The organism is Mycetohabitans sp. B2 (genome assembly GCF_021733735.1).
Lineage (GTDB): Bacteria > Pseudomonadota > Gammaproteobacteria > Burkholderiales > Burkholderiaceae > Mycetohabitans > Mycetohabitans rhizoxinica.
Map to the genome: position 1 here is coordinate 126,843 of NZ_JAHKSP010000046.1, position 24,881 is coordinate 151,723.

Here is a 24,881-nt window from a genome sequence, read left to right on the forward strand (position 1 = left end):
ACTGTCCATAAATGTTCAGTTTCTGTAAATCATCAAATGTTTGTTCGAGAACTGATCACGGCCATGGACCGGTGGGACAAGGCAGGGATTTGGGCGTATTCGTTAAACACGCTCCGTCTCCTATTCCCGGAGAACGAACGCGCTATGCTCAAGGCGCTCGCACGCCACGAGCGTGCCGGACTGATTACGCATGTCGCACGCGGCCTCTATGTGAACCCTCGTGCGAGGTCAATGCCACCCGATGCATTGAACGCTCTGGTGCCGTTCCTGCGGCCTTGGGATTTCAACTATCTCAGCCTAGAGTCGGCGCTCTCTGAAGCGGGCTGGATCTCCCAGATTCCCTCTCGACTCACCATGATGACCACTGGCCGCAGCCAAACGTTTAAAACGCCCTATGGAACATTGGAGTTTGTCCACACCGCGCAACGCCCCGACAAGCTGCGCAGTGATCTCATATTCGACGCTCGACGCGAACTTGCCGTCGCGACCCCGGCCCGCGCACTGCGCGACTTGAAACGCGTCGGGCGCAATCTCAATCTAGTCACCCTTCATGGAAACCAGAATGCTCCTACGCACACGCACTGATCTTTTGGCCCTTGCGGGCCAGTATGCCAACGATCGCAAGGTGCCCACCAATACCATCATGAAGGAGATTCTGCACTACGAGATTCTTTACGCTCTCTTGCAAAGCGGCGCAGCAGCGGCGCTCACGTTCCAGGGCGGTACCGCGCTGCGCCTCTGCTACCAGGGCACGCGGTATTCGGAGGATCTAGATTTTGCAGGCGGTGACAATTTCGATCCACGGTTGATGGCCCCCTTCGCCGAGCTCTTGCAAAAGGAAATTGCCGATGCGTACGGGCTACAGATCGAAATTAAGGCTCCGAAAGAAAAGCCGCCGTCAGACGGAGTCAATGTCACTCGGTGGAGCGCCAAAGTACATATCCCGCAAATCGATCCCAGCGTACCGCAAAACCAGATCATCAATATCGAGGTTGCCAGTGTTCCTGCCCACGATGCAGATTTGGTATCCATCGCGGCGAACTACCCTCACCTACCAGCACCGCATCGTCAACTGATCATCACCGCGGAGACTCCGAACGAAATACTGGCCGACAAACTTCTCGCGCTGGGTGCCCGCCCGTTCCTCAAGGCGCGTGATATTTGGGACATCAAATACTTGACAGACCGGCAGGTCGCTCCAGACATGGACTTGATCGGCAGAAAGCTGCTTGACTACGGTTGGGCCGAAGACGATTTCAAAAAAGCGCTCCAACGCAAGCTGAACCAGCTTGACGACCCAGTTGCAGCTTCCGCCTTTCACAAGGAAATGAGCCGATTCGTCGATGCCGGAGTTGCAGCACAGCTACGTAATGCCGCACTTGTCAGTGGCTTCTTCCGACGAGCCAAAGCGCTAGGCTCAGCCGTGCTTGCGGCAGATCTCGCGGATGATAATTCGCCCCAGCCTCGCCCATGATGCAATGACACCCGAGCCCAGTTGAAAAATCGACTGCGCCGGCACGTCCAACGTCGCAGCACCGCCGCATGCGCTGACCGGCTTTGACCAACCGCGCCGCCTCCAGCTTAAATTCGAGCGTGTAGCGCGCCCGCGTCGTCTTGCTCGTCTTCTTGACGCTTCTTGCTTGAGTTTAAATGCTTAACAAGGGATGCGTTTTTCGGGGGCAACCTCACTGCATAGCACGCACCGCTACGCCGCCCCCTGTTGGTACTGAATCCGATGTAGGTTCGCATACAGACCGTCGCGGCGCAACAGCTCCGCGTGCGTCCCCTCCTCGACGATCCGACCGCCATCGAGCACAAGGATACGATCAGCGCGTTCAATCGTCGACAGTCGGTGCGCAATCACCAGCGTGGTCCGTCCACGCATCAGTACTTCGAGCGCCGCTTGCACATGGCGCTCCGACTCCGAATCGAGTGCCGACGTCGCTTCATCGAGGATCAAAATCGGCGCATCCTTGTAGATCGCGCGTGCAATCGCGAGCCGTTGCCGCTGTCCGCCAGACAATCGCATGCCATTGTCGCCAACCAGCGTATCGATCCCCGCCGGCATCAACGCAACCGCGTCCGTGAGACTGGCTGCGCGTAGCGCGGCATCGACGCGATCGCGCTCCACAGGCTGCCCATAGGCGACGTTGGCCGCGATCGTATCGTTGAACAGCACGACATCCTGACTGACGAATGCGATCTGCTTGCGCAGGTCCGGCAATCGATACTCGGGCAGCGGCACGCCGTCGATCAACACGCGCCCGGCAGTCGGATCGAAGAAGCGGGGCAATAGGTTCACCAGCGTGGTCTTGCCGCTGCCGGATGGCCCGGCCAGCGCCACCATCTCACCCGGCGCAATCTTCAACGAAATGTCGTCGAGTGTCGGCCGCTCCGTGGCCCCATAGTCGAAGCTCACATGCTCGAATTCGACACTGCCGGTCGCACGATCAAGTTCCCGTTCGCCGCCGGCGTTCTCCACCGGCTCGTCAATCAGGCCAAAAATCAGCTCGGCGGCCGTCATGCCGCGCGTCAACGGCTGGTTGACGTCGATCAAGTGCTTCAATGGCGAAATCACGAGCAGCATCGACGTGACGAACGCGACGAATCCACCGACCGTCGTTTGGTCGTTCGCCGATTGGATCACGGCAATTGTAATCACCACGGCCAAAGCGATCGATGCGAGGAACTGCGTCAGCGGCTGAGCCAGGCCGCCGGAAATTGCCACCCGCATTGCATAGCCACGCAAGCGCCGGCTCATATGCGTGAAGCGGCCCATTTCGTACGGTTCGCCGTTGTGCACCTTGACGACCTTGTAGCCGCCGACCGTCTCCTCGACGATGTACGACAGCTGGTTGGTCAGCATTTGCTGCTCACGATTGAGCCGGCGCAAGCGCCGGTTGATCTTGCTGACCAGCCAGCCGATCGCCGGCAGGATCACCGCAACGATTAACGTCAACCGCCAATTCAGGTAGAACAAATAGCCGAGCAGGAACACCACCGTCAACGAATCGCGCACGAGCGTGACTAGCACGTTTGTCAACACGTTGAGCACCTGGTTCACCTCGAACACGATCGCATTGATGATCGTGCTGGCCGTTTCACGTTGGAAAAAAGCGGCCGGTGCGCGCAGCATCGTCTGGAACATCTGCAACCGCAGGTCCAACAAAGCGCGGTTCAGCACGTAGGATAATAGGTAGCCAGACGCGTACTGTGCAAGCCCGCGACCCAGCGCGAGTCCGATGATCGCCACCGGAACATACCAGCGAACCGACGAACCCGGGTCCTTCGTGCCGAAACCCTTGTCGATCAACGGTTTGAGCAACGCCGGAATGCCCGCCTCGGCCGCCGCCACCAGCCCCATCGATACGATCGCGAGCACGACAGCCCACCAGTACGGCCGCACGATCCGGCCAATGCGGGCCAGTACATCGACGTGCGCAACGGGCTTGGCCACGCTACTGGCCACGCTGTTCTCAAGTGTAGTCAAATCAATCCTTTCGGTGGTGTCAGCGCTGCGGATACTGGATCTGGACAGCGCCCGCGCTGAATTCGGCACGTAGCAGGTTGAGAAGGTCATCGCTGGGCCTCACGCGCCACGCGTCGCCCAGCGTCGAGTCGCATTGCGCGCCAACGCCCTGGTAGCGGATTCTGACCCGCAAGCCGCCCGGCTCTGGGCCGCCACGCACGTCGCCGTTGCGACGCCCGTTGCTGCCCTCGCCCGCCGGGCCACGCGGCGGGCCACCGGCATGGCGCGCCCGGCCCGACGTGCCGGCAGCCACCGGCATCTGTTCGGACTGCGGGGTCGCCGCCAGCCGGTGCGGTTCGAGCAAATCACGCAACCGCCTCGGATCCGCATTGCCATTGACCGACAGCAGTAGCGAGTCCGCATAGCGGCGGCGAGCGCGCTCCAGATCCATGACGATGTCCACGGTAAAGCGAATGCCGCCGGTAAAGCTGTCGTTGCGCGCCTGTCCCTGCACGACCAGCAGTTCATCTTCCTTGAAGATCGCGCGGTTCGCGTCGTAGATCTCGTTGAAGACCGTGACCTCGCACTGGCCAGTGCCATCATCGAGCACCGCGACCAGCATCTTGCCGCGTTGCGTCATTTGCGTGCGCATCGCGGTAATCACGCCGGCGATCACCTTGTCGCGCCCTTCCTTCAACTCCCCGATTTTCTGGCGCACGAAGCGCCGCACTTCGTCCTTGTATGCGTCGAACAAATGCCCGGAAATATAGAAGCCAAGCGCCGCTTTCTCCTCCTGCAGCTTGCGCTTCTCGGTCCACGCCGGCTCGTCGACCAACTCATGCTGATGGCCGCTCGAGCCATCGGGCATGTCGAATAGGCCGCCCTGCAGCGCATTGGCGCTCGCCTGCTCAGCCGCCTCCATTGCCAGCGGCACCGACGCGAGCAGTTGCGCCCGGTTCTCGTGCAGCGAATCGAATGCGCCGGCCCGGATCAGCGCCTCGATCGTGCGGCGATTCACAATGCGGCGATCAACGCGCTCGCAAAAGTCGAACAGGTCGCTGAACGGCTGCGACTCACGGGCCCGTAGGATTTCCTCGATCGCGTTCTGCCCACTACCCTTGATCGCGCCAAGGCCGTAGCGAATCATCTTCGAGCGCTTGCCCGGCGCATCGGCCACCGGCTCAAAGCGGTAGGCCGACTGATTGATGTCCGGCGGCAGCACCGCCAGATGGTTCGCGATGCAGTCCTCAAAAAGGATCTTCACCTTGTCGGTGTCATCCATCGCGAGCGACATATTGGCCGCCATGAATTCGGCCGGATGATGCACCTTGAGCCAAGCGGTGTAATACGCGAGCAGCGCGTACGCCGCCGCGTGCGACTTGTTGAAGCCGTAGCCGGCGAACTTCTCCATCAAGTCGAAGATCTCGTCGGCCTTTTCCGCGCTCAAACCATTCTTGGCCGCTCCTTCACGGAACAACTCGCGATGCTTGGCCATCTCCTCGGGCTTTTTCTTGCCCATCGCGCGACGCAGCAAGTCCGCGCCGCCGAGTGAATAGCCGCCGATGATCTGCGCCATCTGCATCACCTGCTCCTGATAGACCATGATGCCATAGGTCTCCTTCAGGATAGGTTCGACGCGGGGATCCGGATATTCGACCGTTTCCCGCCCATGCTTACGTGCACAAAAGCTCGGAATCAGATCCATCGGGCCCGGCCGGTACAACGCAACCAGCGCGATGATGTCCTCGAAGCGGTCGGGCTGCGCATCCTTGAGCATGCCTTGCATGCCGCGGCTTTCCAACTGGAACACCGCCACCGTATTGGCGTTCTTCAGGATTGTGAACGACGCGGGGTCGTCCAGCGGCACCTGCGCGAGCGACCAGTCCTGCTTGGACGGATCCAGCCGCCGGATATACCGCTCGGCCCAGTCAAGAATCGTGAGCGTGGTCAATCCGAGAAAGTCGAATTTGACGAGCCCGACGGCCTCGACGTCGTCCTTGTCGTACTGACTGACGACGCCACCGTCGTCACCCTGCGTGTACAGCGGACAAAAATCAGTAAGCTTGCCCGGCGCAATCAGCACGCCACCGGCGTGCATGCCGACGTTGCGCGTCAACCCTTCGACGCGTTGCGCGAGTTCGAGCAACTGGCGCACCTCGTCCTCGTTGTCGAATCGCTCCTGCAGCTGCGGCTCCTCCTTCATCGCGTCGGCAATGGTCACATGCTTGCCGGGCTTGAACGGAATCAGCTTCGCGACACCATCGGTGAAGTTGTAGCCCAAGTCCAGCACGCGGCCAATATCGCGCACCGCAGCCTTTGCTGCCATCGTGCCAAACGTGGCGATCTGCGACACCGCATCGGCACCATACTTGCTCTTCACATACTGGATCACGCGATCGCGGCCATCCTGGCAGAAGTCGATGTCGAAGTCCGGCATCGAGACACGCTCGGGATTAAGGAATCGCTCGAACAGCAGGTTGTAGCGTAACGGATCCAGATCCGTGATCCCGAGCGCGAATGCCACCAGCGAACCGGCGCCCGACCCCCGTCCCGGCCCCACCGGCACCCCATTGTTCTTGGCCCAGTTGATGAAGTCCGCGACGATCAGGAAGTACCCCGGAAAACCCATCTTGATGATGGTGTCGCATTCGAACGCCAGCCGCTCTTGATACGTCTGGCGCCGCGCGTTACGTTGCGTCGCGTCCGGAAACAGCTGCTCGAGGCGCTGCTCGAGTCCAGTCTTGGACAATTGAACCAGGTAATCGTCCAGCGACATCCCGTCCGGTGTCGGGAACAACGGCAGCTTGGGCTTGCCCAATTCGAGCGTCAGGTTGCAGCGCTTGGCGATTTCCACCGTGTTGGCCAGCGCCGACGGGATATCGGCAAACAGCTCGCCCATCTGCTGTTGCGTGAAAAAGTACTGGTCCGTCGAAAACCGCTTCGCGCGTCTCGGGTTGGCGAGTATGTCGCCTTCGGAGATACACACACGCGCTTCGTGCGCGGTGAAGTCCTCCGGCGTCATGAACTGCACCGGATGCGTCGCTACTACGGGCAGCTTCAACTGCGCAGCAAGCTCCACCGCCTGCTGCACATAAGCTTCGACACCCGGTTGCCGCATCCGCTGCAGCTCGATGTAAAACGCATTCGGGAAGATCGCTGCCCAACGCTGTGCATGGCGTGTGGCCGCCTGCACATTGCCCGCGGCCAGCGCGATGCCGATGTCACCGTGTTGCGCACCGGACAACGCCAGCAGGCCTTCGGCAAGACCCGTTTCGAGCCACTGGCAATCTACTTCGGCCCGGCCGCGGTACTGGTTCGTCAACCACGCGCGGCTGAGCAACTCGCACAGGTTGAGATAGCCACGCCGGTCCTTGACGAGCAACAGCAGCCGTGCCGGCTTGTCGCGATCATCGGGATTCGAGACCCAGACGTCGGCACCGACAATCGGCTTGACGCCGTGCGCACGAGCCGCCTTGTAAAAACGCACCAGACCGAACGCGTTGGCGAGATCGGTCAATGCAAGCGCGCCTTGCCCGTCTTCCGCTGCCCGCTCGACCGCGTCGTCAAGACGCACGATGCCGTCGGCAATGGAAAACTCGGAGTGAACGCGCAGATGGACGAAGCGTGGATCAGACATACGAGTATTTTACCTTGCGGGGAGCGACGCCGGCCGTCATGCCGCAGCGCCGGCCCTCACGACAGCATACCGGCCTGCACCAGGCGGCCCAGTCAGCAAGACGGCTTATGTGAGCGAGACGGCCTATGTGAATAAGCGCGAGCGCTCGCTGGCCAACCGGCCGATGCGGTCTGGGCGACGGATCGGCGATAATACAACCCTATGACGTACAACCCTATGACGCCGGTGCCATCCCGGTCGACGCGCGGCCCAAGTACCCTCCTGCCCACGGTCGCCGCACGGCCACATTGATTTCTGTTTTCGCCAAGAGCAGCACACCATGAGTATCGTCAACCTTGCCGCCTACAAATTTATTTCGCTGGACGCGATCGACACGTGGCGTCCGGTGCTGCGACAGCGATGCGACGCGCTGGCGCTGCGCGGCACGATCCTGCTCGCGCCCGAGGGCATCAACCTGTTCATCGCCGGCAGCCGCGAGGCAACCGACACGTTCATCGACTACCTGCGCACCGATCCGATGTTCGGCGGTAAGTTCGCGGATTTGCCGTTCAAGCAAAGCCTGTCGGACAAGCAACCGTTCCGACGCATGCTGGTCAGACTCAAGCGTGAAATCATCACAATGAAGTCGCCAGCGATACGGCCCGAAGCCGGCCGCGCGCCGGCGGTCGATGCGCGCACCCTGAAGCAATGGCTCGATCACGGGCGCGACGACGCCGGCCGTCCCGTGGTGATGCTCGACACGCGCAATGCGTTCGAAGTCGACGTGGGCACATTCGACAATGCGATCGACTATCGGCTGACGAAATTCAGCGAGTTTCCGGATGCCGTCGCGTCGCATCGAGACGCGCTGGCAGGCAAGACCGTCGTGTCGTTCTGCACCGGCGGCATCCGCTGCGAGAAAGCCGCAATTCACATGCACAACATCGGCATCGACAGCGTGTACCAGCTCGATGGCGGTATCCTGAAGTACTTCGAGGAAGTAGGCGGCGCTCACTACCATGGCGACTGCTTCGTGTTCGATCATCGAACGGCACTTAACCCGCAACTCGAACCGACTGGCACTGTGCAGTGCTTCGCGTGCCGCGCGGTCGTCACCCCGACCGAACAACAATCGCCGCTTTATGTCGCCGGCGAACAGTGCCCGCACTGCGCAAACGATGCGCGCCCGTCATTCGAGACATCGGCACAGATCGCCACATGATGCCCGCCCGGTCGGGTCGCGACGGGCGCGGCTTGCTCACTAGTCGTGACATAAAAAACGCTTTGCGATGCAGATGATAACGGGGGCCGCGTCGCCACGCCGCTATCGCGGCCGTTTTGCGCCGTCCCCGAGCGGCCCGCTGCATCAAGGCTCGCTGGTCAGCGCGCTGGCGAGCTACCTAGACGCGCGTGCGCATGACGGCACGTGGCTGGTCAGGATAGAGGACGTCGATATACCGCGCACGGTGCCCGGCGCAGCAGAACACATCTTGAAGACGCTACACCGGCTCGGCATGCACTGCGACGAAACGCCAGTATGGCAAAGCACTCGCACCGCGCTGTACCAGCAAGCGCTCACTCAGTTGGATACAGCGGGTCTGATTTATCCATGCGGATGCACACGCAAGGAAATCGCCGATTCGCTGCTGCGCGCGCACGTTCGGCACACGACACTCGCCTACCCGGGAACATGCCGAAGCGGATTGCACGGCAAGCCAGCGCGTGCGTGGCGCATCCGGGTGCCGGACGGAGAGAATGCGGTGGTCGTCTTCGACGACCGCTGGCAGCATGCGCAGCGGCAGGATCTCGCCACCGAGGTCGGCGACTTCGTGATGAGGCGCGCGGATGGACTCTGGGCCTACCAGCTCGCGGTGGTCGTCGACGACGCGCAGCAACGGATTACCGACGTCGTGCGCGGCGCAGACCTGCTTGATTCCACCGCGCGGCAAATCTACTTACAGCGCTGCCTCGGCTATCCGACGCCCGCTTATCTGCACGTGCCCGTGGTCGTCAATGCGCAGGGCGAGAAATTGAGCAAGCAAACCGGCGCACCACCGATCGACATCGACCGACCGCTCAACGCGCTATTGGCTGCGGCGTCGCATCTCGGGCTCGCGTTGGCACCGCAGCGATGCAAGACGCTGGAGGCGTTCTATCGCGAGGCCGTGCCCGCTTGGCGCGCGCGCCTGGCGACGCGCGCGTAACACTGTTACGAATTCCGGCGTGGCATGCCGAAGCCGCCCAGCAGCGCAGCCAGCGGTCGCTTCGGCGTCTTCTTGTCGGCTGATGGGCTCGATTCCGCGCGTTCCGACGTCTGACGGGCCGAAGGCGACGGCTCGTACGGCTTCGTGAAGAAATCGTCGGCCGGCTGGGCGTCACGCATTGACGCGCGCACCCGGTCAGCGACGTGTGCATGACGATCGCGACGGCTGTCGCCGCGATCGTCATGATAACGCGAGCGGCCTTGACGGGCCGGCCGGTCCAGCTCGAGCGGCTCGATGGTCAACGCCCGCTTGATCAGTTTTTCGATGTCCGCTAGTTGCTTACGCTCGTTGCCACTAAACAACGACAGCGCGTCGCCGGATGCTCCGGCACGACCCGTGCGCCCGATCCGGTGCACATAATCTTCCGCATTGAACGGCAAGTCGAAATTGATCACCGCCGGCAACTCCGCGATATCCAGGCCGCGCGCGGCCACGTCGGTCGCCACCAAGGCCTCGATCTCGCCGCGCTTGAACGCATCCAACGCCTGCATCCGCTCGCTTTGCGAACGGTCACCATGGATTGCGGTGGCCACCACGCCATCGCGCTCAAGTTGCTTTGCAAGCCGGCTCGCACCGATCTTGCTGTTGCAAAAAACGATCACCTGCTTCAACTCGCGCTGACGAATCAGCTGCACGACCGCTGCCTGCTTGTCCGGCTCGGCCACCTCGAAGACGATTTGCCGCACGTTCGACGCCGTCGAATTACTACGGGCCACCTCGATCGTGACCGGATCGCGCAAGTAAGTCGACGCAAGCTTCTTGATTTCGGCAGAGAATGTCGCAGAAAACAGCAACGTTTGCCTTTGGCTCGGCAGCAGATTCAGGATCCGCTGCAAATCGGGCAAAAAGCCCATGTCGAGCATCCGGTCGGCCTCGTCGAGCACGAGCATCTGCACCTGTGCCAGTGACGTGCTCTTTTGCTGCACATGATCGAGCAGCCGGCCGGGCGTCGCGATCAGGATCTCGACCCCACGGCGCAATTCAGCCGTTTGCGGATTCATATCGACGCCGCCGAACACGACCGCGCTACGTAGCGCGGTATGCTTGGCATACGCATGCACATTGGCCGCCACCTGGTCCGCAAGCTCGCGTGTAGGCGTCAGAATCAACGCCCGCACCGGGTGACGCGCAGGAGACGCACTGGTACTGGCGAGCGGCAACAAACGCTGGATGATCGGTAGCGAGAAGCTGGCCGTCTTGCCGGTGCCGGTCTGCGCCGCACCCATGACGTCGCGTCCGGCCAGCACGATGGGGATCGCCTGCGCCTGAATCGGCGTCGGTTTCGTGTAGCCCTGTTCGCCTATCGCCTGAAGGATCGGCGCGGCAAGGCCGAACCCGTCGAATGACAACGGGGCGGCAGCTGGCGCGGAACTGGAAGCGGCGGCGCTTGCCGTAGCACCGCAAGCCCCCGCGTCAGTCGGGACGGAACGTGAGGTAATGGCTGAATCTGACATGTGTGGGCGTTCGCTCAAGCGGCCGCGTGCGCGGCTGCCCCTAATGAAATACCGGAAATAGCCTTAAATTGTAGCACTTTGCGCGGCCACGGCCGGATTCGGCGCGACAGGGCGCATCCATTACGTATCCCCCTCAGGCGCAATTCGGTCATGTCCTCGATCGCGTAGCGGATACGTCCACGCACGCGTCAGCCGGCGCCGCGGCCACGTGGCCGATCAACGGCACAATAACCAGCGGCACGATACTCTGGCCCGCCAGCGCGAGCCCACACAGTGTACCAACCGCGATTTGAATAGCCGCTACCAGGGAATGTCACCGTTCTGGAGTGTCACCGTTCGTGCATGGCTCGATCATACGCCGCCACTCACCGGTTTGATACGGCTGGCCGCCGTGCGTGCGCGCTCGCGGGCTTCATCGACGCTCGACGCCACCGCCAACGCCACACCCATGCGGCGCTTGACAAAGCTCTGCGGCTTGCCGAATAGCCGCAGGTCCGCGCCCGGCACCGCCAGCGCATCGGCAACACCGTCAAAGCCAATGCCTTTTTCGTCGCGACCGCCGTAGATCACTGCCGACGCCCCGGGCGAGCGCAACGCGGGGTCCACCGGCAAGCCAAGGATCGCGCGTGCATGCAGTTCGAATTCGGAAAAGCGCTGCGTGGCCAGCGTTACGAGCCCGGTATCGTGTGGACGCGGGCTGACCTCGGAAAACCAGATCTGATCGCCACGGACGAATAGCTCGACCCCAAACAGCCCACGCCCACCCAGAGCGGCCGTCATCCGCTGAGCGACCTCACGCGCCCGCTCGAGCGCAAGCGGGCTCATGGGCTGCGGTTGCCATGATTCGACGTAGTCCCCGTCTACTTGCAGGTGGCCCACCGGCTCACAGAAATACGTCGCGATCCCACCGCTTGCCGGATCGGTGGCTCGCACGGTGAGCAGCGTGATCTCATAGTCGAACTGCACGAAGCCCTCGACGATCACCCGGCCGTGATGCACGCGCCCGCCCGACATCGCGCAATGCCAGGCCCGCTCAATGTCTGCAGCGCTCCTGAGCACGGACTGGCCTTTGCCGGAGGACGACATGACGGGCTTGACCACGCACGGGTAGCCAATACCGGCGTCGATCGCGGCTCGCAGCGCGTCGAGCGAGTCCGCAAACGCGTAGGGCGAAGTCGGCAATTGCAGTTGCTCGGCGGCCAGGCGACGAATGCCTTCGCGATTCATCGTCAATTGCGTCGCGCGTGCGGTGGGGATCACCTCAGCCAGTCCCTGGGCTTCGATTGCGGCAAGCTCGTCGGTGGCGATCGCCTCGATTTCGGGCACGATCAGATGCGGGCGCTCCTGTTCGACCAATGCGCGAAGCGCGCGGCCATCGGCCATGTCCACCACGTACGCACGATGCGCGACCTGGTGGCCGGGGGCATCGGCATAGCGATCAACTGCAATCACCTCGACCCCGAGCCGCTGCAACGCGATGATCACCTCTTTGCCCAACTCACCGGCCCCGAGCAGCATCACACGGGTCGCGCCCGGCGACAATGGCGTGCCGAAACGCCGGTGATGAAACGAACTGACGGACATGGATTCTCCTTTGATGTAGCCAAGACCGGTAGTGCGGCATGGCCGGCGATGTTAACATGCTGCCCCTTCGCGCAATACCCGCCGCACACGCAGGTTGCATCGGCCATCGGTACGCGGTCAGGACCGGTGGTCGCCACGGCATTCACATCGAGCAGTTAAACTTGCTCTTTGGTTCGCGATCGTCGTCCGGCAGTGCGGCACCTACTCTCTCTGACTGATTCTATTCAAGCATGCTCAGCGTGGTTCTCGGCGGATTCGGATTTTCCACAGCCTGGCTCATCGTCTTCACGTGGCGACTCGCGCGTGCGCTGTGGCCGGGTGGCGCCGGCCTGCAAGGGCCCGGGACGATCCGCCTGTGGCTCGGCACCGTCATCGTCTTGGTCGCCAGCAGCGCGCTGGAGGCACGGCTCACCACGCATGCCGCGTACGACACGATCGGCCGTGCAAGCGCTGCGGGCCTGGCCGCGCTGCTGGGCACACCCGCGTCGATCGTCGTGTTCACGCTGTTGTGGATTGCCGCGCTGCCGTGGCTGTTTGGCACCCAATGGCCACAATGCTTCGCGTACCTGGACCGTACTTTCGGCCTAGGCATCGGTATCGGCACACGCCGCACGTCGCGCGACGAACGACACGAAAGTCCGACACATCGCCCCACCGGCGGCGACGAAACGCATGGTCCGCGCAAAATTTATTTTCGCGTGCCCAGCAACGGCGGTTTTGGCCCGAACGATACGCGGGGCAAGCGTGCGTGCGCATCTCACTGGCCCGACGCGCGCCGTGTGCCGAAGCACCTAGGCATGACACGCGGTTTCACGGGCCCGTCACCGAACGTCCGGTTTGAGTCGGCGGGCCCATCGGCAAGCCTTCATGACCACGGCCGCGGGCCGACGATTGCATCGCCCGCCGCCACGTCGCCACCCGCGGTGTCGCCAGTGGCCACCCCGGCGCCGTACGCTGCCCCCGCGCACGGCGCCTCGAAGGTTCTTTCACGCGGCAGGAACGCACCGCTGCAGACAGGGGGAACCCTACGCGCGACGATGCCGGCCTCACCGGTGCGGCCGGCCGTGCCCCCGTACGCGGCCCATTCATGCACCGTCCCGCGCACGGCCGTGCTCGACGGTAACGAAGCGCGCCGCACGACGCCGCGCGGCAGCGCCCCCGCCGCGCCCGCCCCCCGGCAAGCGCCGTCGCGCACACCGCCGCGCCCGTATCGGCCGAGCGACAACTACCTAGACCGCGCCGCGGCACCGCACGGCAGACTCGCGAGCGGACCTGCGCAACTGGACGGCGTGTTCACCCCGCCGCCTGCACCGCCGGCGCCGCCAAGCATCGTGGCAGCACTGCGCGCAATCGAGCAACAAGCAGCCCAATGGAGCGCGCTCGCCGGCGCAAGCCTCGACCGACGAGCAGGTCGCAACGGCAACACGGCCACCGCGCTGCCAACAGCGCCCGTGCCTGCTGCGTCACCGCTGGCTCAATCCTCGTCGAAATCTGCGGCAATGCCTCACGATCCGGCTCCGTCGGCATTCGCTCCAACGTCCGCTGTTACGTCTTCGTCCGCGTGCGCGACGCCGCGATTGGATCCGGACCAGCCAAGGCTCGCTGCAATCCCACCGGATGCAATCCCACCGGACGCAGCCACGCCGGAATCCGCTCCCACACTGCTGGCCCAATCATTGTCGAAATCTGCCTCACCGCCACTGGCCCCCCTCCCGCCAGCGCGTGCCGAGATGCCTTTGGACACCCTTCGATCGCCTGAGCTGCGCGTAGATGCGCCGGCGGTTAACCCTGTTTCATTCGATACCGAGTCCACACCGCCATGGGTACAGGCTCCCACGGACCCTCCTCCGTCCGCGTCAGACCTGCCCTCCGCCGCTCTCCCACCGGTCATCCCGCCGACTACCCAGGTTGCGGCAGTTGCCGCTGCCGTCTGCGCATCGGCGCCCTTGCCGGCGTCGGCGCCAATGCCCACACCTGGGCCGATGTCCACGCCCGGGCCGATGCCCACGCCCGAGCCGATGCCCAGTCCCGACGGCGGCGCGCCGGTTTCTGCTACGGTGCCTGCCGCACCCGAGGAAACCCTGCCGGCGGCAAGCCCCGCCCCAAAGCGCAACGCGTTCCCATTCCAGGCGAGCGCCGCCTCGCCTATCGAATTGCCGGCCCTGGCGCTGCTCACAAGCGGCTCGGACATCATCGAACCGGTATCCGAGGCAGCGCTCGCCGCGACCGGCCAGTTAATTGAGCAGCGGCTCAAGGAGTTCAAGGTGCCGGTGTCCGTGATCGGCGCTTCGGCCGGCCCAGTGATCACGCGCTTCGAGATCGAGCCGGCACTGGGGGTGCGCGGCAGCCAGATCGTGGGCTTGATGAAGGACTTGTCACGCGGCCTCGGATTGACGTCAATCCGCGTGGTCGAGACGATCCCGGGCAAGACCTGCATGGGACTCGAACTGCCCAACGCCCGACGGCAAGTAATCCGGTTGGCGGACATCCTCGCGTCGCGCGAATACGCGGACTCGTCATCGCAACTCACGCTCGCGCTGGGCAAGGACATCACGGGCGAGCCGGTCGTGACCGACTTGGCACGCGCGCCGCACATGCTCGTGGCCGGCACCACCGGCTCGGGCAAGTCGGTGGCGATCAACGCGATGATCGTATCCTTGCTGTATAAGGCAACGCCGCGGGACGTCCGGCTGATTATGATCGACCCGAAGATGCTGGAACTGTCGGTCTACGAGGGCATCCCGCATCTGCTTGCGCCGGTCGTGACCGATATGAAGCTCGCGGCAAACGCACTGACGTGGTGCGTCGCGGAAATGGAGAAGCGCTATCGGCTCATGTCCGCGCTCGGTGTGCGCAACCTCGCGGGCTTCAACCAGAAAATCGTCGATGCTGAACAGGCCGGACGCAAGATCGGCAATCCGTTCTCGCTAACGCCGGACGCACCGGAGCCGCTTGCTCCCCTGCCCATGATCGTGGTGGTCATCGACGAGCTAGCCGACCTCATGATGGTGTCCGGTAAGAAAATCGAGGAGTTGATTGCCCGGCTCGCGCAAAAGGCCCGGGCTGCCGGGATCCACTTGATCCTAGCCACACAACGGCCGTCGGTTGACGTGATCACGGGTCTGATCAAAGCGAACATTCCGACACGGGTGGCATTCCAAGTTTCGTCCAAGGTGGACTCGCGCACCATCCTCGATCAGATGGGCGCGGAATCGCTGCTCGGCCAAGGGGACATGCTGTTCCTGCCGCCCGGCACCGGCTACCCGCAACGGGTCCACGGTGCCTTCGTCGCGGACGACGAAGTCCATCGCGTCGTCGAACATCTGAAGCAGTTCGGTGAACCGGAATACGAGGAAGGCATCCTAGCTGGCGTGCCCGGGGACAGTGCGGCCACGGACCTGTTCGGCGAAGCGCCCGATGCAGAGGCCGATCCGCTGTATGACGAGGCCGTGGCATTCGTGTTGCGCAGTCGCCGCGCGTCGATCTCATCGGTGCAACGACAGTTACGCATCGGCTACAACCGCGCTGCCCGTTTGGTCGAGCAAATGGAAGCGGCCGGACTGGTGTCGTCAATGGGCGTCAACGGCAGCCGCGAAGTGCTCGCGCCGGCGCCCACGGATTGAGTCGCCGCGCCTGCGGCGCACGCCCCTCGACGCGCGCTGCCGTTCTCGAGACGGCACCCCGGCCTCGCCTACGCGCCTGGCTCGTCGAGCGGAACGAATTCAAAAAATGCCGGCGAGCCGATCTCCAGCCGCTTGGGATCAGGCTTCAGCAAGCCGGTCTGCGTGTCGCGCGCGAACAGGTACGCTATATCGCTCAGTTAATTGCCCACGATCAGCCACCGCCCGCTCGGGGGTCGATCCGGAATTCACGCGGCGCGCTGCCCAGACTCGACTGACGACCCACGAGGCCCAGGCGGCCGTTGTCGGCACCAACCGAATAGATAACGATTTCATTGGCATCACCGCGGTGGGTCGCATACAGGAAGCGGCCGTCCGGCGACAAGTGGATCGCGCCGCCACCCACCTTACCGCGAAAGCCCGGCGCACTCAACGGCACAACCTGGCACTGCATGAGCCGGCCGGCCGCGTAATCGAATACCGTGACGGTCGCGCTCAGCTCCTGCGTCAGGTACGCATGGGTGCCGCTCTTGTCAAAGATTAGGTGTCGCGGCCCCGTCCCGCCCTTCATGACCGTATAACGCCAGTCGGTCGGACTGAGCAGGCCACGGCTGCCCTCGACCGGACTGAACCTCATGCGGCACGAAGAGCCGATGGCCAAGACCGCCGCCGGCGCGGCCAGCCTCGTTCCGCGCTGGATGCGCCGCAATAAGGGACACGCTCGCCATTCATTTGCTGCATTGCACCAACCTGCGATTGTCCGATATGATCGGATATCAGGATTGGACACGTCGTCCCACGCCCGGCCGCCCGCGTGTCTCGCGCGGGCGGCAAAAAGCGCTCAGCATCGACCGGCGCCGTACCCATGGCAGTGAGAATCGACCCACATGCCGTAACCGGAGCAAGCATGCTCTACCAATTTCACGAATTCCAGCGTGCGCTGCTGAGCCCGCTGACTGCTTGGGCGCAATCCGCGTCGAAATCGTTCGCGAATCCGGCCAGTCCACTCGCCTACGTCCCTGGTGCATCGCACTGGGCCGCCGCCTACGAGTTGCTGTACCGGCTCGGCAAGGACTATGAGCGTCCCGAATTCAACATCAAGCAGATTGAGAAGGACGGTCGCAGCATCCCGATCGTCGAGCAGACGATCCTGGAAAAACCGTTTTGCCGGCTGCTGCGCTTCAAGCGGTATTCCGACGACAGCGACGCCGTATCGCAACTAAAACATGAACCGGTCGTGCTGGTCTGCGCGCCGCTGTCCGGGCATCACTCGACGCTGTTGCGTGACACGGTGCGCATGCTGCTGCAGGACCACAAAGTCTACATCACTGACTGGATCGATGCACGGATGGTGCCTCTCGAGGCCGGCGCGTTTCATCTGGACGACTACGTCGAGTACATCCAGGACTTCATCCGGCACATCGGCGCGAAGAACCTGCACGTAATCTCGGTATGCCAGCCGACGGTGCCGGTGCTCGCGGCGATTTCGCTGATGGCCAGCCGCAGCGAGAACACGCCGCGCACAATGACGATGATGGGTGGGCCGATCGATGCCCGCAAGAGCCCGACGTCGGTGAACTCGCTGGCAACTCAGCACGCGTACGAGTGGTTCGAGAACAATGTGATCTATACGGTGCCGTCGAACTATCCGGGCGCGGGCCGCAAAGTTTATCCGGGTTTTCTGCAGCACGCCGGGTTCGTTGCGATGAACCCAGAGCGGCATTGGCAATCGCATTGGGCATTCTTTGAGAACCTGGTGCGCGGCGACGAAGACGATGCCCAAGCGCATCGCCGCTTCTACGACGAATACAACGCCGTACTGGATATGGCGGCGGAATATTACTTGGAAACGATCCGCATCGTGTTTCAGGAATTCCGGCTTGCGCAAGGCACTTGGGTCGTCAACGGCGAGCCGGTGCGCCCACAGGACATCACCGATACCGCGCTCTTTACGATCGAGGGTGAGCTAGATGACATCTCCGGCTGTGGACAGACGCGCGCCGCCCACACGCTGTGCACCGGCATTGCGTCAGCGTCACGTCGGCATTTCACCGCGGAGCAATGCGGTCACTACGGAATCTTCTCGGGACGGCGCTGGCGCACGATCATCTATCCGCAGATCCGCGAGTTCATCCATGAGCATGATCACGAGACTGCGGTGCAGACGTAGCGCCGGCGCGCTCGGCTCTCCCACACGGACGGCCGCGATTAAAGTCAGCACGTCGCCAAGGATTGGCTTGACCTGGCATCTAAAACAGTTCGTGCAATCCTGCCACGGATCTGAGCGCTGTGCTTGTCGCAGCCCCGTTTAAATTGGGTATCGCATCGGGCGTGCCGCATCTGGGTTGCCGGACATATCAGCGGCGCTGGCGTTCAGGCAAGGGAAAGTTGCAACTGAGCCGTTAATTTTGATGGGGCGATTCAGGCTCCTCCGGTGCGTTATCCGCTATGTTACCCAGAGTGAGCCCAGGCTGATAAAACGCCTGGGGAAGGTACGATGATTTGAGTCGCTTGGTTGCTTCATCGTTCTTCGATGCCGTTGGCGGGCGCTTTATGCTTGCGTGAGTCCGCAATGGCGCTACATCGTCAACCCCAACCGGTACTCGCATAATAGATGGGAAATCCGAAGGCGCGACTTGTGGCCGCTGCCGAGCCGTATCAACGGTACGCAATGGCGCGCCACCCGTAGCCGCACTTCGAGACTCATCCAAAGCCTGCGTCGCATCTGCGCGCGCGACGTCCGAAGCCGCGTGTTGGATCAAGCTTAGCCTGATGCCTTCGGCGAACGCCTCATCGTTGGCTGTTTCTATTGCCTGCTCGGACGGCCTTTCGTTTTCTTCCTTCGCGTTTAACTTTAAAAAAATCTCTTGCTGTTTCTCGCTCAAATATCCTCCAAGATTTGGGGGACTAACGGTATTTCGCCGCTGCGACGACAGCGGAACGACTCGTCTGAGTGGCCGCCGTATCGGAACAACCCCATTATTTGGCCGTGGCGGCACGTCCTCAAGTCTTGGAGGCGTAGCATAGCTTGGGGAGGGAGGCTGAGGCATTGGCATATTGGGGTTGATGCCTGGCTCTTGAAACATCTGCCGCGGCACACCGTGATTGGCGAACGCCGGCATCCTGTACCCGGCGCCGTTTGGTTCATGCCAGCCAGCAGCCATCGGAACGTTGCCGTGACTCAGCCATGGAGACGGCGGCACGCTGCCACTGCCAGGCCCGTATGAACCGTACGACGGCATAATCGCACTACTGGATACCGCTGGCATGGATACACCGCCCAACCACTGCGAAATGGCAGACACAATCGAGTTAGGCGATGACTGCGGCGGCGGCAGAACGACCACCACGTGGCTTAAAGGCTGAAAAGGCCCCGACATAACCGATAGGCTAGTGCTCCCCATCGGGGCAAACCATGATGGCGTCACGCTCCCAGGTGGCGGCCCGAATCGTGGCGCGGTAGAAAAGCCTATTGCATTGCCGTGTCCCCAAACATGCGGTGGGTGGGCACCTTGTATAGCGCCGCCCGTACTTGGGGAGGAACTATTCCACTGCGCTTGTTCGGACGGTAGCGCGGCAGCACGCAGACGCGAGCCACACTTTTTCAACCCGCTTAGCAGTGCCGAGACCCCGGCACGCGCTGGAGTGACGCCCGGCTTGTCCTCAGAAGCCGAACGTAGACCTTGCGACTGTGGCAAAGTCTGTCCAGATACATCCAGTTTTAGCCTTTCAAACATACATGCTCCAATGATCGCGTCCTATTCGAATTGTGCGTTGCTGCCTGGCGCCACAGCGTGATTTCGCAATGGCAATCCATCGGCGGCCGTAATCGACAGTCGCGTAGCATGCCCGCAGGGTACGCATTCCCAGTTGGTTTGGCTTCAAATTAATCCGTCTCTTGGTCTACCGAAAATATATTTGGCGCCAACTGCGGCTGATAAACGTTCCTACGGGTTTCGGTCAGCGGTCGATGCACCGGTACGCTTCTCTCCTGGGGAGGTAATACACGGCTCTTCCCCTGCTCCTTCGAGGCATCATCGGGAAGACTAGCGTGTGACGGACTCGCGTGCTTTGAGCGCTGTCCCGATGGCTTTTTAACAGGGGAGTGTTTCAACGTCGAAGATGGCGGAGCCGATGGCGTTTTCGCGGAGACGACTCCCCCCTGCTGGGGGCGTAACATACTCATCTTCCACTGCTCCTTCGAGGCATCATCGGGGACACGAGCTTGTGGCAAATCCACCTTCTCCGAGCGTTGCTTCGGCGGCGCAAATGAACTGCACAATAGCATCTTCGCGGGATCCGGTTGCCGCAGCGATGGGAACGGCTCGTCTTCGTCTAAAGATGCGGTGTCACCTTTCCACACGGGAACACCGAACGACTGGAATGGGCCATTAGGCCCATCGGCACGACCCTCTTTCGAAAACGGTGCGATGACACCTTGTGCTGGCACGTTCATTTGTGACGTCGTTTGCCCTTCCCAAGCCGAAGCAGCTTTGGGAAGGAAGAAGCCGCGGAACATTCGTGCTACAGCGGCCGCGATTGCCTTGCAACGGGCCAACGGCACAGTCGAGAAAGATGTGCTCGCCCGACGCAGCATTTGCGGGAATGAAGACATCCAGCGAGCGCTGGGGTGCTCCCCGGCGTCCAGCGCGGATTGGCGAACCGTCGGCTGCGGGCCATGTACGCCAGAGGCAGCAGGGAACGTCTGATTGCCTTTGACAAGAGCACCGCGCGAACCGAACGCTGCCGGCCTTCCTCCAGGCGGTTGAATGCGCGTGCTCTTAGGCCTAGCCAACGTTTTCAGGGCCGCCAGCGGCCCGTTGGACGCGCAGGGCATCGAAGGACACGGTGTGCTCGCAAAGGAACGCTCATTGAGCCATTGCGGCAACAGCGCTGCTGAGCCGGGAAGTATCGCGACACGGTGGTTGTACAAGTCTGACTCCTGACGCGGCGGTAAATATGGCACCACGCTCCGTCAGCTTAATCGCGGCACGGCGCAACATCAGGTTGCATCCGAACGGCAACGCCGGCAAGCGAATCGACGAACCCCTGTCTCGACGCACTGGGTAGAACCTCGCAACTGCGACGGGCTTAAGCTTGATGCTGACCCTCATCACGACATGCTTGAGCAGCGCACCGCCTGTCGTGCCGCACAGCACAGTGCAGCACAGTGCAGTACAGTACAGCACGAGCATCACCGATGCAGCAAATAAGCCAGCAACATATCCGTATTGAGCCGAACCATCTCGGCATGCTCATCGCCGTGGCCGAAATCTCGTCCCAGCGTCGCATACAGCGTATGCCGATTGGACACGATGTAATAGCCTAAACCGGAGATCGTCACATACAGGCGTAGCGGATCGATGCCGGCCCGGAACAGCCCAGCGCGATGCCCGCGCTCCAGGATGCCGGAAAGCGTCGCGAGCACCGGTGAAACGGTCTCACGAATCCGCGTCGATTTTTGCAGATACCGCGCCTCATGCAGGTTTTCGTTGTTCAGCAAGCGCAGCAGGTCAGGATGCTGACGATAGAACGCCCATATGAAGTGGGCCAGCCGCGTAATGGCCTCCACGGGCGCCAGTCCGTTCAGGTCCAGCGTGCGCTCCGCTTCGGCAAATCCCGTCAGCGCCTGCTCCAGCACTGCGGTGAACAACTGTTCCTTGCTGCCGAAGTAATAGTACAGCATCCGCTCGTTGGTCTCGGCACGACGGGCGATCTGGTCCACGCGCGCGCCGGATAATCCACCGTTCGCGAATTCCTCGGCAGCAGCAGCGAGGATGCGGCGCCTCGTGCCCTCGGGGTCCCTTTTGGTTCTCGGCTGGTCCATGTTCAGCTCATGATGCAGTCGCCGCGTTGATCGATCGCGTCACCGCCGGATAGGCCCACGGCGGCAGAGGAAACGGTGCGCCACGCTGGGTTACCGTCCTAACACTGACACGGGAAGCAGTTGGATTATGGCATGCGAGTCCGACGCCGCTATCGGAATAGGCGATAATTGCGTATTGATAAAATATGCGTCACGCTTCTCGACGCGGCCAGGTTCCGACACTGTGACTGCTTCTTCGTCGCTCGCGGATCGGATCGACGATCTGCTTCCCCAAACTCAATGCACCAAATGCGGCTATAGCGGCTGCCACCCCTATGCGCAAGCCGTGGCCGACGGCACGGCGAGCTACAACCAGTGTCCGCCCGGAGGACAGCAAGGTATCGTCCGGCTGGCGTCATTGCTCGACAAGCCGATCATCCCGCTCAATCCAGCCAACGGCGTCGAGCGCACCCGGCCGCGTGCGGTAATCGATGAAACCGTTTGCATCGGCTGTACGTTATGCATGCAGGCATGCCCGGTCGATGCCATTGTCGGCGCCCCGAAGCAACTGCATACGGTGCTGGCAGATTGGTGCACCGGCTGCGACCTGTGCGTCGCGCCGTGCCCCGTCGATTGTATCGAGATGGTTCCGGTGACCGGCACTGCCACCGGATGGGACGCATGGTCGCCGCAGCAGGCCGATGCGGCCCGACGCCGGCACGCGCAGCGCAATGCGCGGCTCGATAAAGAGCGTGACGCAGCGCAGCAGCGCGCCGCCGCGCGTCGCGCGGCGATGAGCCCGGGTGCCACACCGGTGCCACCGATGCCGGAATGGGCATCGCTCGGCGCGGTGCGCGAAGGCGCAGGTGCGACGCCCGATCGCTCGCACGGCGCGACGCCCGCCGCTGTTGCCGCGGCCGGCATGCTGGCGTCCGAGTCAACGGCGCCGTCGCAGGACAATGCTGCCGCGCGAAAGCAGGCGATCATCCAGGCGGCGCTTGAGCGGGCCCGGAAGAAGAAAGAGGAACTGGCCACCCAGGGGCTCGGGCCGCGCAACATATCGGACATCAGCCCGGCCGTGCAAGCGCAAATCGACGCGGCCGAAGCACGTCGGCGGCGCCTAGGATTAAACTCGGGCGAACGAGCCACCCATACATCGGCGCCGCCCCCGCCGCCGCCCAATGCGCGTAAAGACGGCTCCGACACCGATGCATGATGCGCCATGTGCGCCCGATTGTCCCCTGAAGCGACGACTCTCCATGAATGCCCAAAAGCGCCGCGCGATCTACGAAACGCTGCAAAGCCTGAATCCCCATCCGACGACGGAGCTAGAGTACACGACACCGTTCGAACTGCTGATCGCAGTGATGCTGTCGGCGCAGGCGACCGACATTTCAGTCAACAAGGCGATGCGCCAAATGTTCCCCGTCGCCAACACGCCAAAAACCATCCTAGCGCTCGGCGAGGACGGTGTGGCGCAGTACATCAAGACGATTGGACTGTACCGGACCAAGGCCAAGAACGTCATCGCGACCTGTAGGATCCTGCTCGACAAACACCACGGCGAAGTGCCGGCTGATCGCGAAGCGCTCGAGGCCCTACCGGGAGTGGGCCGCAAGACGGCGAACGTCGTGCTGAACACTGCATTCGGGCACCCGACGATCGCCGTGGACACCCATATCTTCCGCGTCGCGAACCGCACCGGGCTGGCACCCGGCAAGGACGTGCGGGCGGTGGAGGTGGCGCTGGAAAAGCTCACGCCGGTCGAATTCCGCCATGACGCGCACCACTGGCTGATCCTGCACGGCCGCTATGTATGCCGCGCGCGACTGCCTGAATGCTGGCATTGCGCGATCGAGCCGCTGTGCGAATTTAAGAGCAAGACACTCGCTCCCACTCAATGATGCCATGATTGCCGCCAAAGCACCGCAGATATACTGATCTGAAGCGTGCGTCGTAGCTGGGCCACAGTGCCGTGGCTGGGCAGCGATGAGCATAGCGGTGCGACGATGCGGCACCACGACAACGCTCGGCGTACAATAAAGCATTGCGCGGCTACGCGTGCCAAGTGGTTCCAGTGCCTGATGTTCAATCCGAGTCGCGACGAAGTCCGTCGTTTTTTTACTGAGACGTGGCGCAAGCAACGCGCCGGCGAAATCTTAACCCCGCTGCAGAGCATGGCGGCGGACTGGATCGTCCAGCACCCGGAGTACCAAGCCGTCCTAAGCTGCGCCGACGCAGGCGAGCAGCACTACTCGCCCGAGCGCGGCCAGACAAACCCGTTCCTGCACTTGTCGATGCATTTGGCCATCAGCGAGCAGTTGTCGATCGACCAGCCGCGCGGCATCCGCGCCGCACACGAGCGCCTGGCGACGCGCCTGGGCTCGGACCACGACGCCCACCACGCGATCATGGAATGCCTTGGCCAGGTAATTTGGGAAGCACAACGCAACAACGTCCCGCCGGATACCGACGCGTATCTGGCGCTGATCGAGCAGCGCGCGTCCCGGGATTAACGACACGCCGCGTCGCAAGGGCCCAATGAAAACCCCGTGGGAACTCAATTTCCACGGGGTGACATATCGGTTACGCCATCAGCCCACGCGGCCGGCCGACGCGGCGACGACGCCGTGCGTGTTCGCCGGCGGTGTAAGACCGCTACTTCTTCAGCACGAGATCGCCCTTTAGTGACTCGACATACGCGGCAATGTCTTTCAAATCGCTTTCCGACAAGTTCTGCACCTGCGCAGCCATGATCGCATTGTCGCGACCAAAGGACGGATTGCCACCGCCCATTTGATATTGGCGCAATGTCCAATAGGTGTAGTCGGCATGCTGCCCGGCGAGCTTTGGATAATCCGGACTCACCGGCGTGCTCAGTTCCGCTCCGTGGCATGCAGCGCAGTTGGTGCGCTCGACAAGCGCGCGCCCGTTACCGATGTCCGCGGCTTGCGCGGCCCCGATCGACACCATTGCCGCACACGCAGCGACCATTGCCTTGGCGACGCCCGACGCTTCGATGATGCGCTTTTTCATGAGTTCTCCTGTTGCTCGTCTACCGTTCGCCA

16 protein-coding genes and 1 pseudogene are annotated in these 24,881 nt (G+C 62.4%); 9 read left to right on the forward strand and 8 right to left on the reverse strand.

Features of this window, described 5'->3' with window-relative positions; translation table 11 throughout:
* Positions 1–36: 36 nt before the first annotated feature.
* Positions 37–585, forward strand: coding sequence for a type IV toxin-antitoxin system AbiEi family antitoxin (gene abiEi / locus KPG66_RS09670; protein WP_442929426.1), 549 nt, complete (start codon positions 37–39; stop codon positions 583–585).
* On the forward strand, positions 551–1,474 hold the full coding sequence (locus KPG66_RS09675) for a nucleotidyl transferase AbiEii/AbiGii toxin family protein (protein WP_013435957.1): 924 nt from the start codon (positions 551–553) through the stop codon (positions 1,472–1,474). The genes abiEi and KPG66_RS09675 overlap by 35 nt, the downstream gene beginning before the upstream one ends.
* Positions 1,475–1,705: 231 nt before the next feature.
* On the opposite strand, the gene msbA is transcribed toward KPG66_RS09675, so the two are convergent.
* Positions 1,706–3,580, reverse strand: a complete 1,875-nt coding sequence (gene msbA, locus KPG66_RS09680; protein ID WP_237070766.1) for a lipid A export permease/ATP-binding protein MsbA — start codon at positions 3,578–3,580, stop codon at positions 1,706–1,708.
* Complete coding sequence (gene dnaE, locus KPG66_RS09685) at positions 3,510–7,106, reverse strand: DNA polymerase III subunit alpha (protein WP_237070767.1); 3,597 nt, start codon at positions 7,104–7,106, stop codon at positions 3,510–3,512. The genes msbA and dnaE overlap by 71 nt, the downstream gene beginning before the upstream one ends.
* 319 nt (positions 7,107–7,425) lie before the next feature.
* Between dnaE and KPG66_RS09690 the strand changes: the two genes are divergently transcribed.
* Both KPG66_RS09690 and gluQRS read left to right on the forward strand, forming a co-directional pair.
* Positions 7,426–8,307 (forward strand): sulfurtransferase, encoded by an 882-nt coding sequence (locus tag KPG66_RS09690; protein WP_237070768.1) that lies wholly within the window; start codon positions 7,426–7,428, stop codon positions 8,305–8,307.
* A 67-nt stretch (positions 8,308–8,374) separates the two neighbouring features.
* Entirely contained in the window at positions 8,375–9,289 is a 915-nt protein-coding gene (gene gluQRS, locus KPG66_RS09695; protein WP_013435962.1) for a tRNA glutamyl-Q(34) synthetase GluQRS, read from the forward strand.
* 5 nt (positions 9,290–9,294) lie between these two features.
* Here gluQRS and KPG66_RS09700 read toward each other — a convergent pair whose 3' ends face one another.
* Both KPG66_RS09700 and purT read right to left on the reverse strand, forming a co-directional pair.
* Positions 9,295–10,803 carry a DEAD/DEAH box helicase gene (locus KPG66_RS09700; RefSeq protein WP_422393320.1) on the reverse strand — a complete coding sequence of 503 codons (1,509 nt, stop codon included), beginning with the start codon at positions 10,801–10,803 and terminating at the stop codon, positions 9,295–9,297.
* 351 nt (positions 10,804–11,154) lie between these two features.
* On the reverse strand, positions 11,155–12,387 hold the full coding sequence (gene purT, locus KPG66_RS09705; RefSeq protein ID WP_013435965.1) for a formate-dependent phosphoribosylglycinamide formyltransferase: 1,233 nt from the start codon (positions 12,385–12,387) through the stop codon (positions 11,155–11,157).
* Between the two features lie 230 nt (positions 12,388–12,617).
* On the opposite strand from purT, the gene KPG66_RS09710 reads away from it, so the two are divergent.
* Positions 12,618–16,010, forward strand: coding sequence for a DNA translocase FtsK (locus KPG66_RS09710; protein WP_237070770.1), 3,393 nt, complete (start codon positions 12,618–12,620; stop codon positions 16,008–16,010).
* Positions 16,011–16,078: 68 nt separating this feature from the next.
* Here KPG66_RS09710 and KPG66_RS09715 read toward each other — a convergent pair.
* A pseudogene (locus KPG66_RS09715) lies at positions 16,079–16,641 on the reverse strand (beta-propeller fold lactonase family protein); the annotation flags it as partial.
* 273 nt (positions 16,642–16,914) lie between these two features.
* On the opposite strand from KPG66_RS09715, the gene KPG66_RS09720 reads away from it, so the two are divergent.
* Positions 16,915–18,177 (forward strand): polyhydroxyalkanoate depolymerase, encoded by a 1,263-nt coding sequence (locus KPG66_RS09720; protein ID WP_041753740.1) that lies wholly within the window; start codon positions 16,915–16,917, stop codon positions 18,175–18,177.
* 232 nt (positions 18,178–18,409) lie between these two features.
* Here KPG66_RS09720 and KPG66_RS09725 read toward each other — a convergent pair whose 3' ends face one another.
* Both KPG66_RS09725 and KPG66_RS09730 read right to left on the reverse strand, forming a co-directional pair.
* The gene (locus KPG66_RS09725; protein WP_041753741.1) at positions 18,410–18,892 is read right to left on the reverse strand and encodes a hypothetical protein; all 483 of its coding nucleotides are present in this window, start codon (positions 18,890–18,892) and stop codon (positions 18,410–18,412) included.
* 2,309 nt (positions 18,893–21,201) lie between these two features.
* A complete protein-coding gene (locus KPG66_RS09730) occupies positions 21,202–21,834 on the reverse strand; it encodes a TetR/AcrR family transcriptional regulator (RefSeq protein ID WP_013435972.1) in 633 nt (210 codons plus the stop codon).
* A 223-nt stretch (positions 21,835–22,057) separates the two neighbouring features.
* On the opposite strand from KPG66_RS09730, the gene rsxB reads away from it, so the two are divergent.
* From rsxB to KPG66_RS09745, 3 genes are all read left to right on the forward strand, one after another.
* Positions 22,058–23,029 (forward strand): electron transport complex subunit RsxB, encoded by a 972-nt coding sequence (gene rsxB, locus KPG66_RS09735; protein WP_049786476.1) that lies wholly within the window; start codon positions 22,058–22,060, stop codon positions 23,027–23,029.
* 43 nt (positions 23,030–23,072) lie between these two features.
* Positions 23,073–23,717 (forward strand): endonuclease III, encoded by a 645-nt coding sequence (gene nth, locus KPG66_RS09740; RefSeq protein WP_041753743.1) that lies wholly within the window; start codon positions 23,073–23,075, stop codon positions 23,715–23,717.
* Between the two features lie 180 nt (positions 23,718–23,897).
* Positions 23,898–24,329 (forward strand): DUF1841 family protein, encoded by a 432-nt coding sequence (locus KPG66_RS09745; RefSeq protein ID WP_041753744.1) that lies wholly within the window; start codon positions 23,898–23,900, stop codon positions 24,327–24,329.
* A 142-nt stretch (positions 24,330–24,471) separates the two neighbouring features.
* Here KPG66_RS09745 and KPG66_RS09750 read toward each other — a convergent pair whose 3' ends face one another.
* Positions 24,472–24,849, reverse strand: coding sequence for a c-type cytochrome (locus tag KPG66_RS09750; RefSeq protein WP_041753745.1), 378 nt, complete (start codon positions 24,847–24,849; stop codon positions 24,472–24,474).
* Positions 24,850–24,881 lie beyond the last annotated feature (32 nt).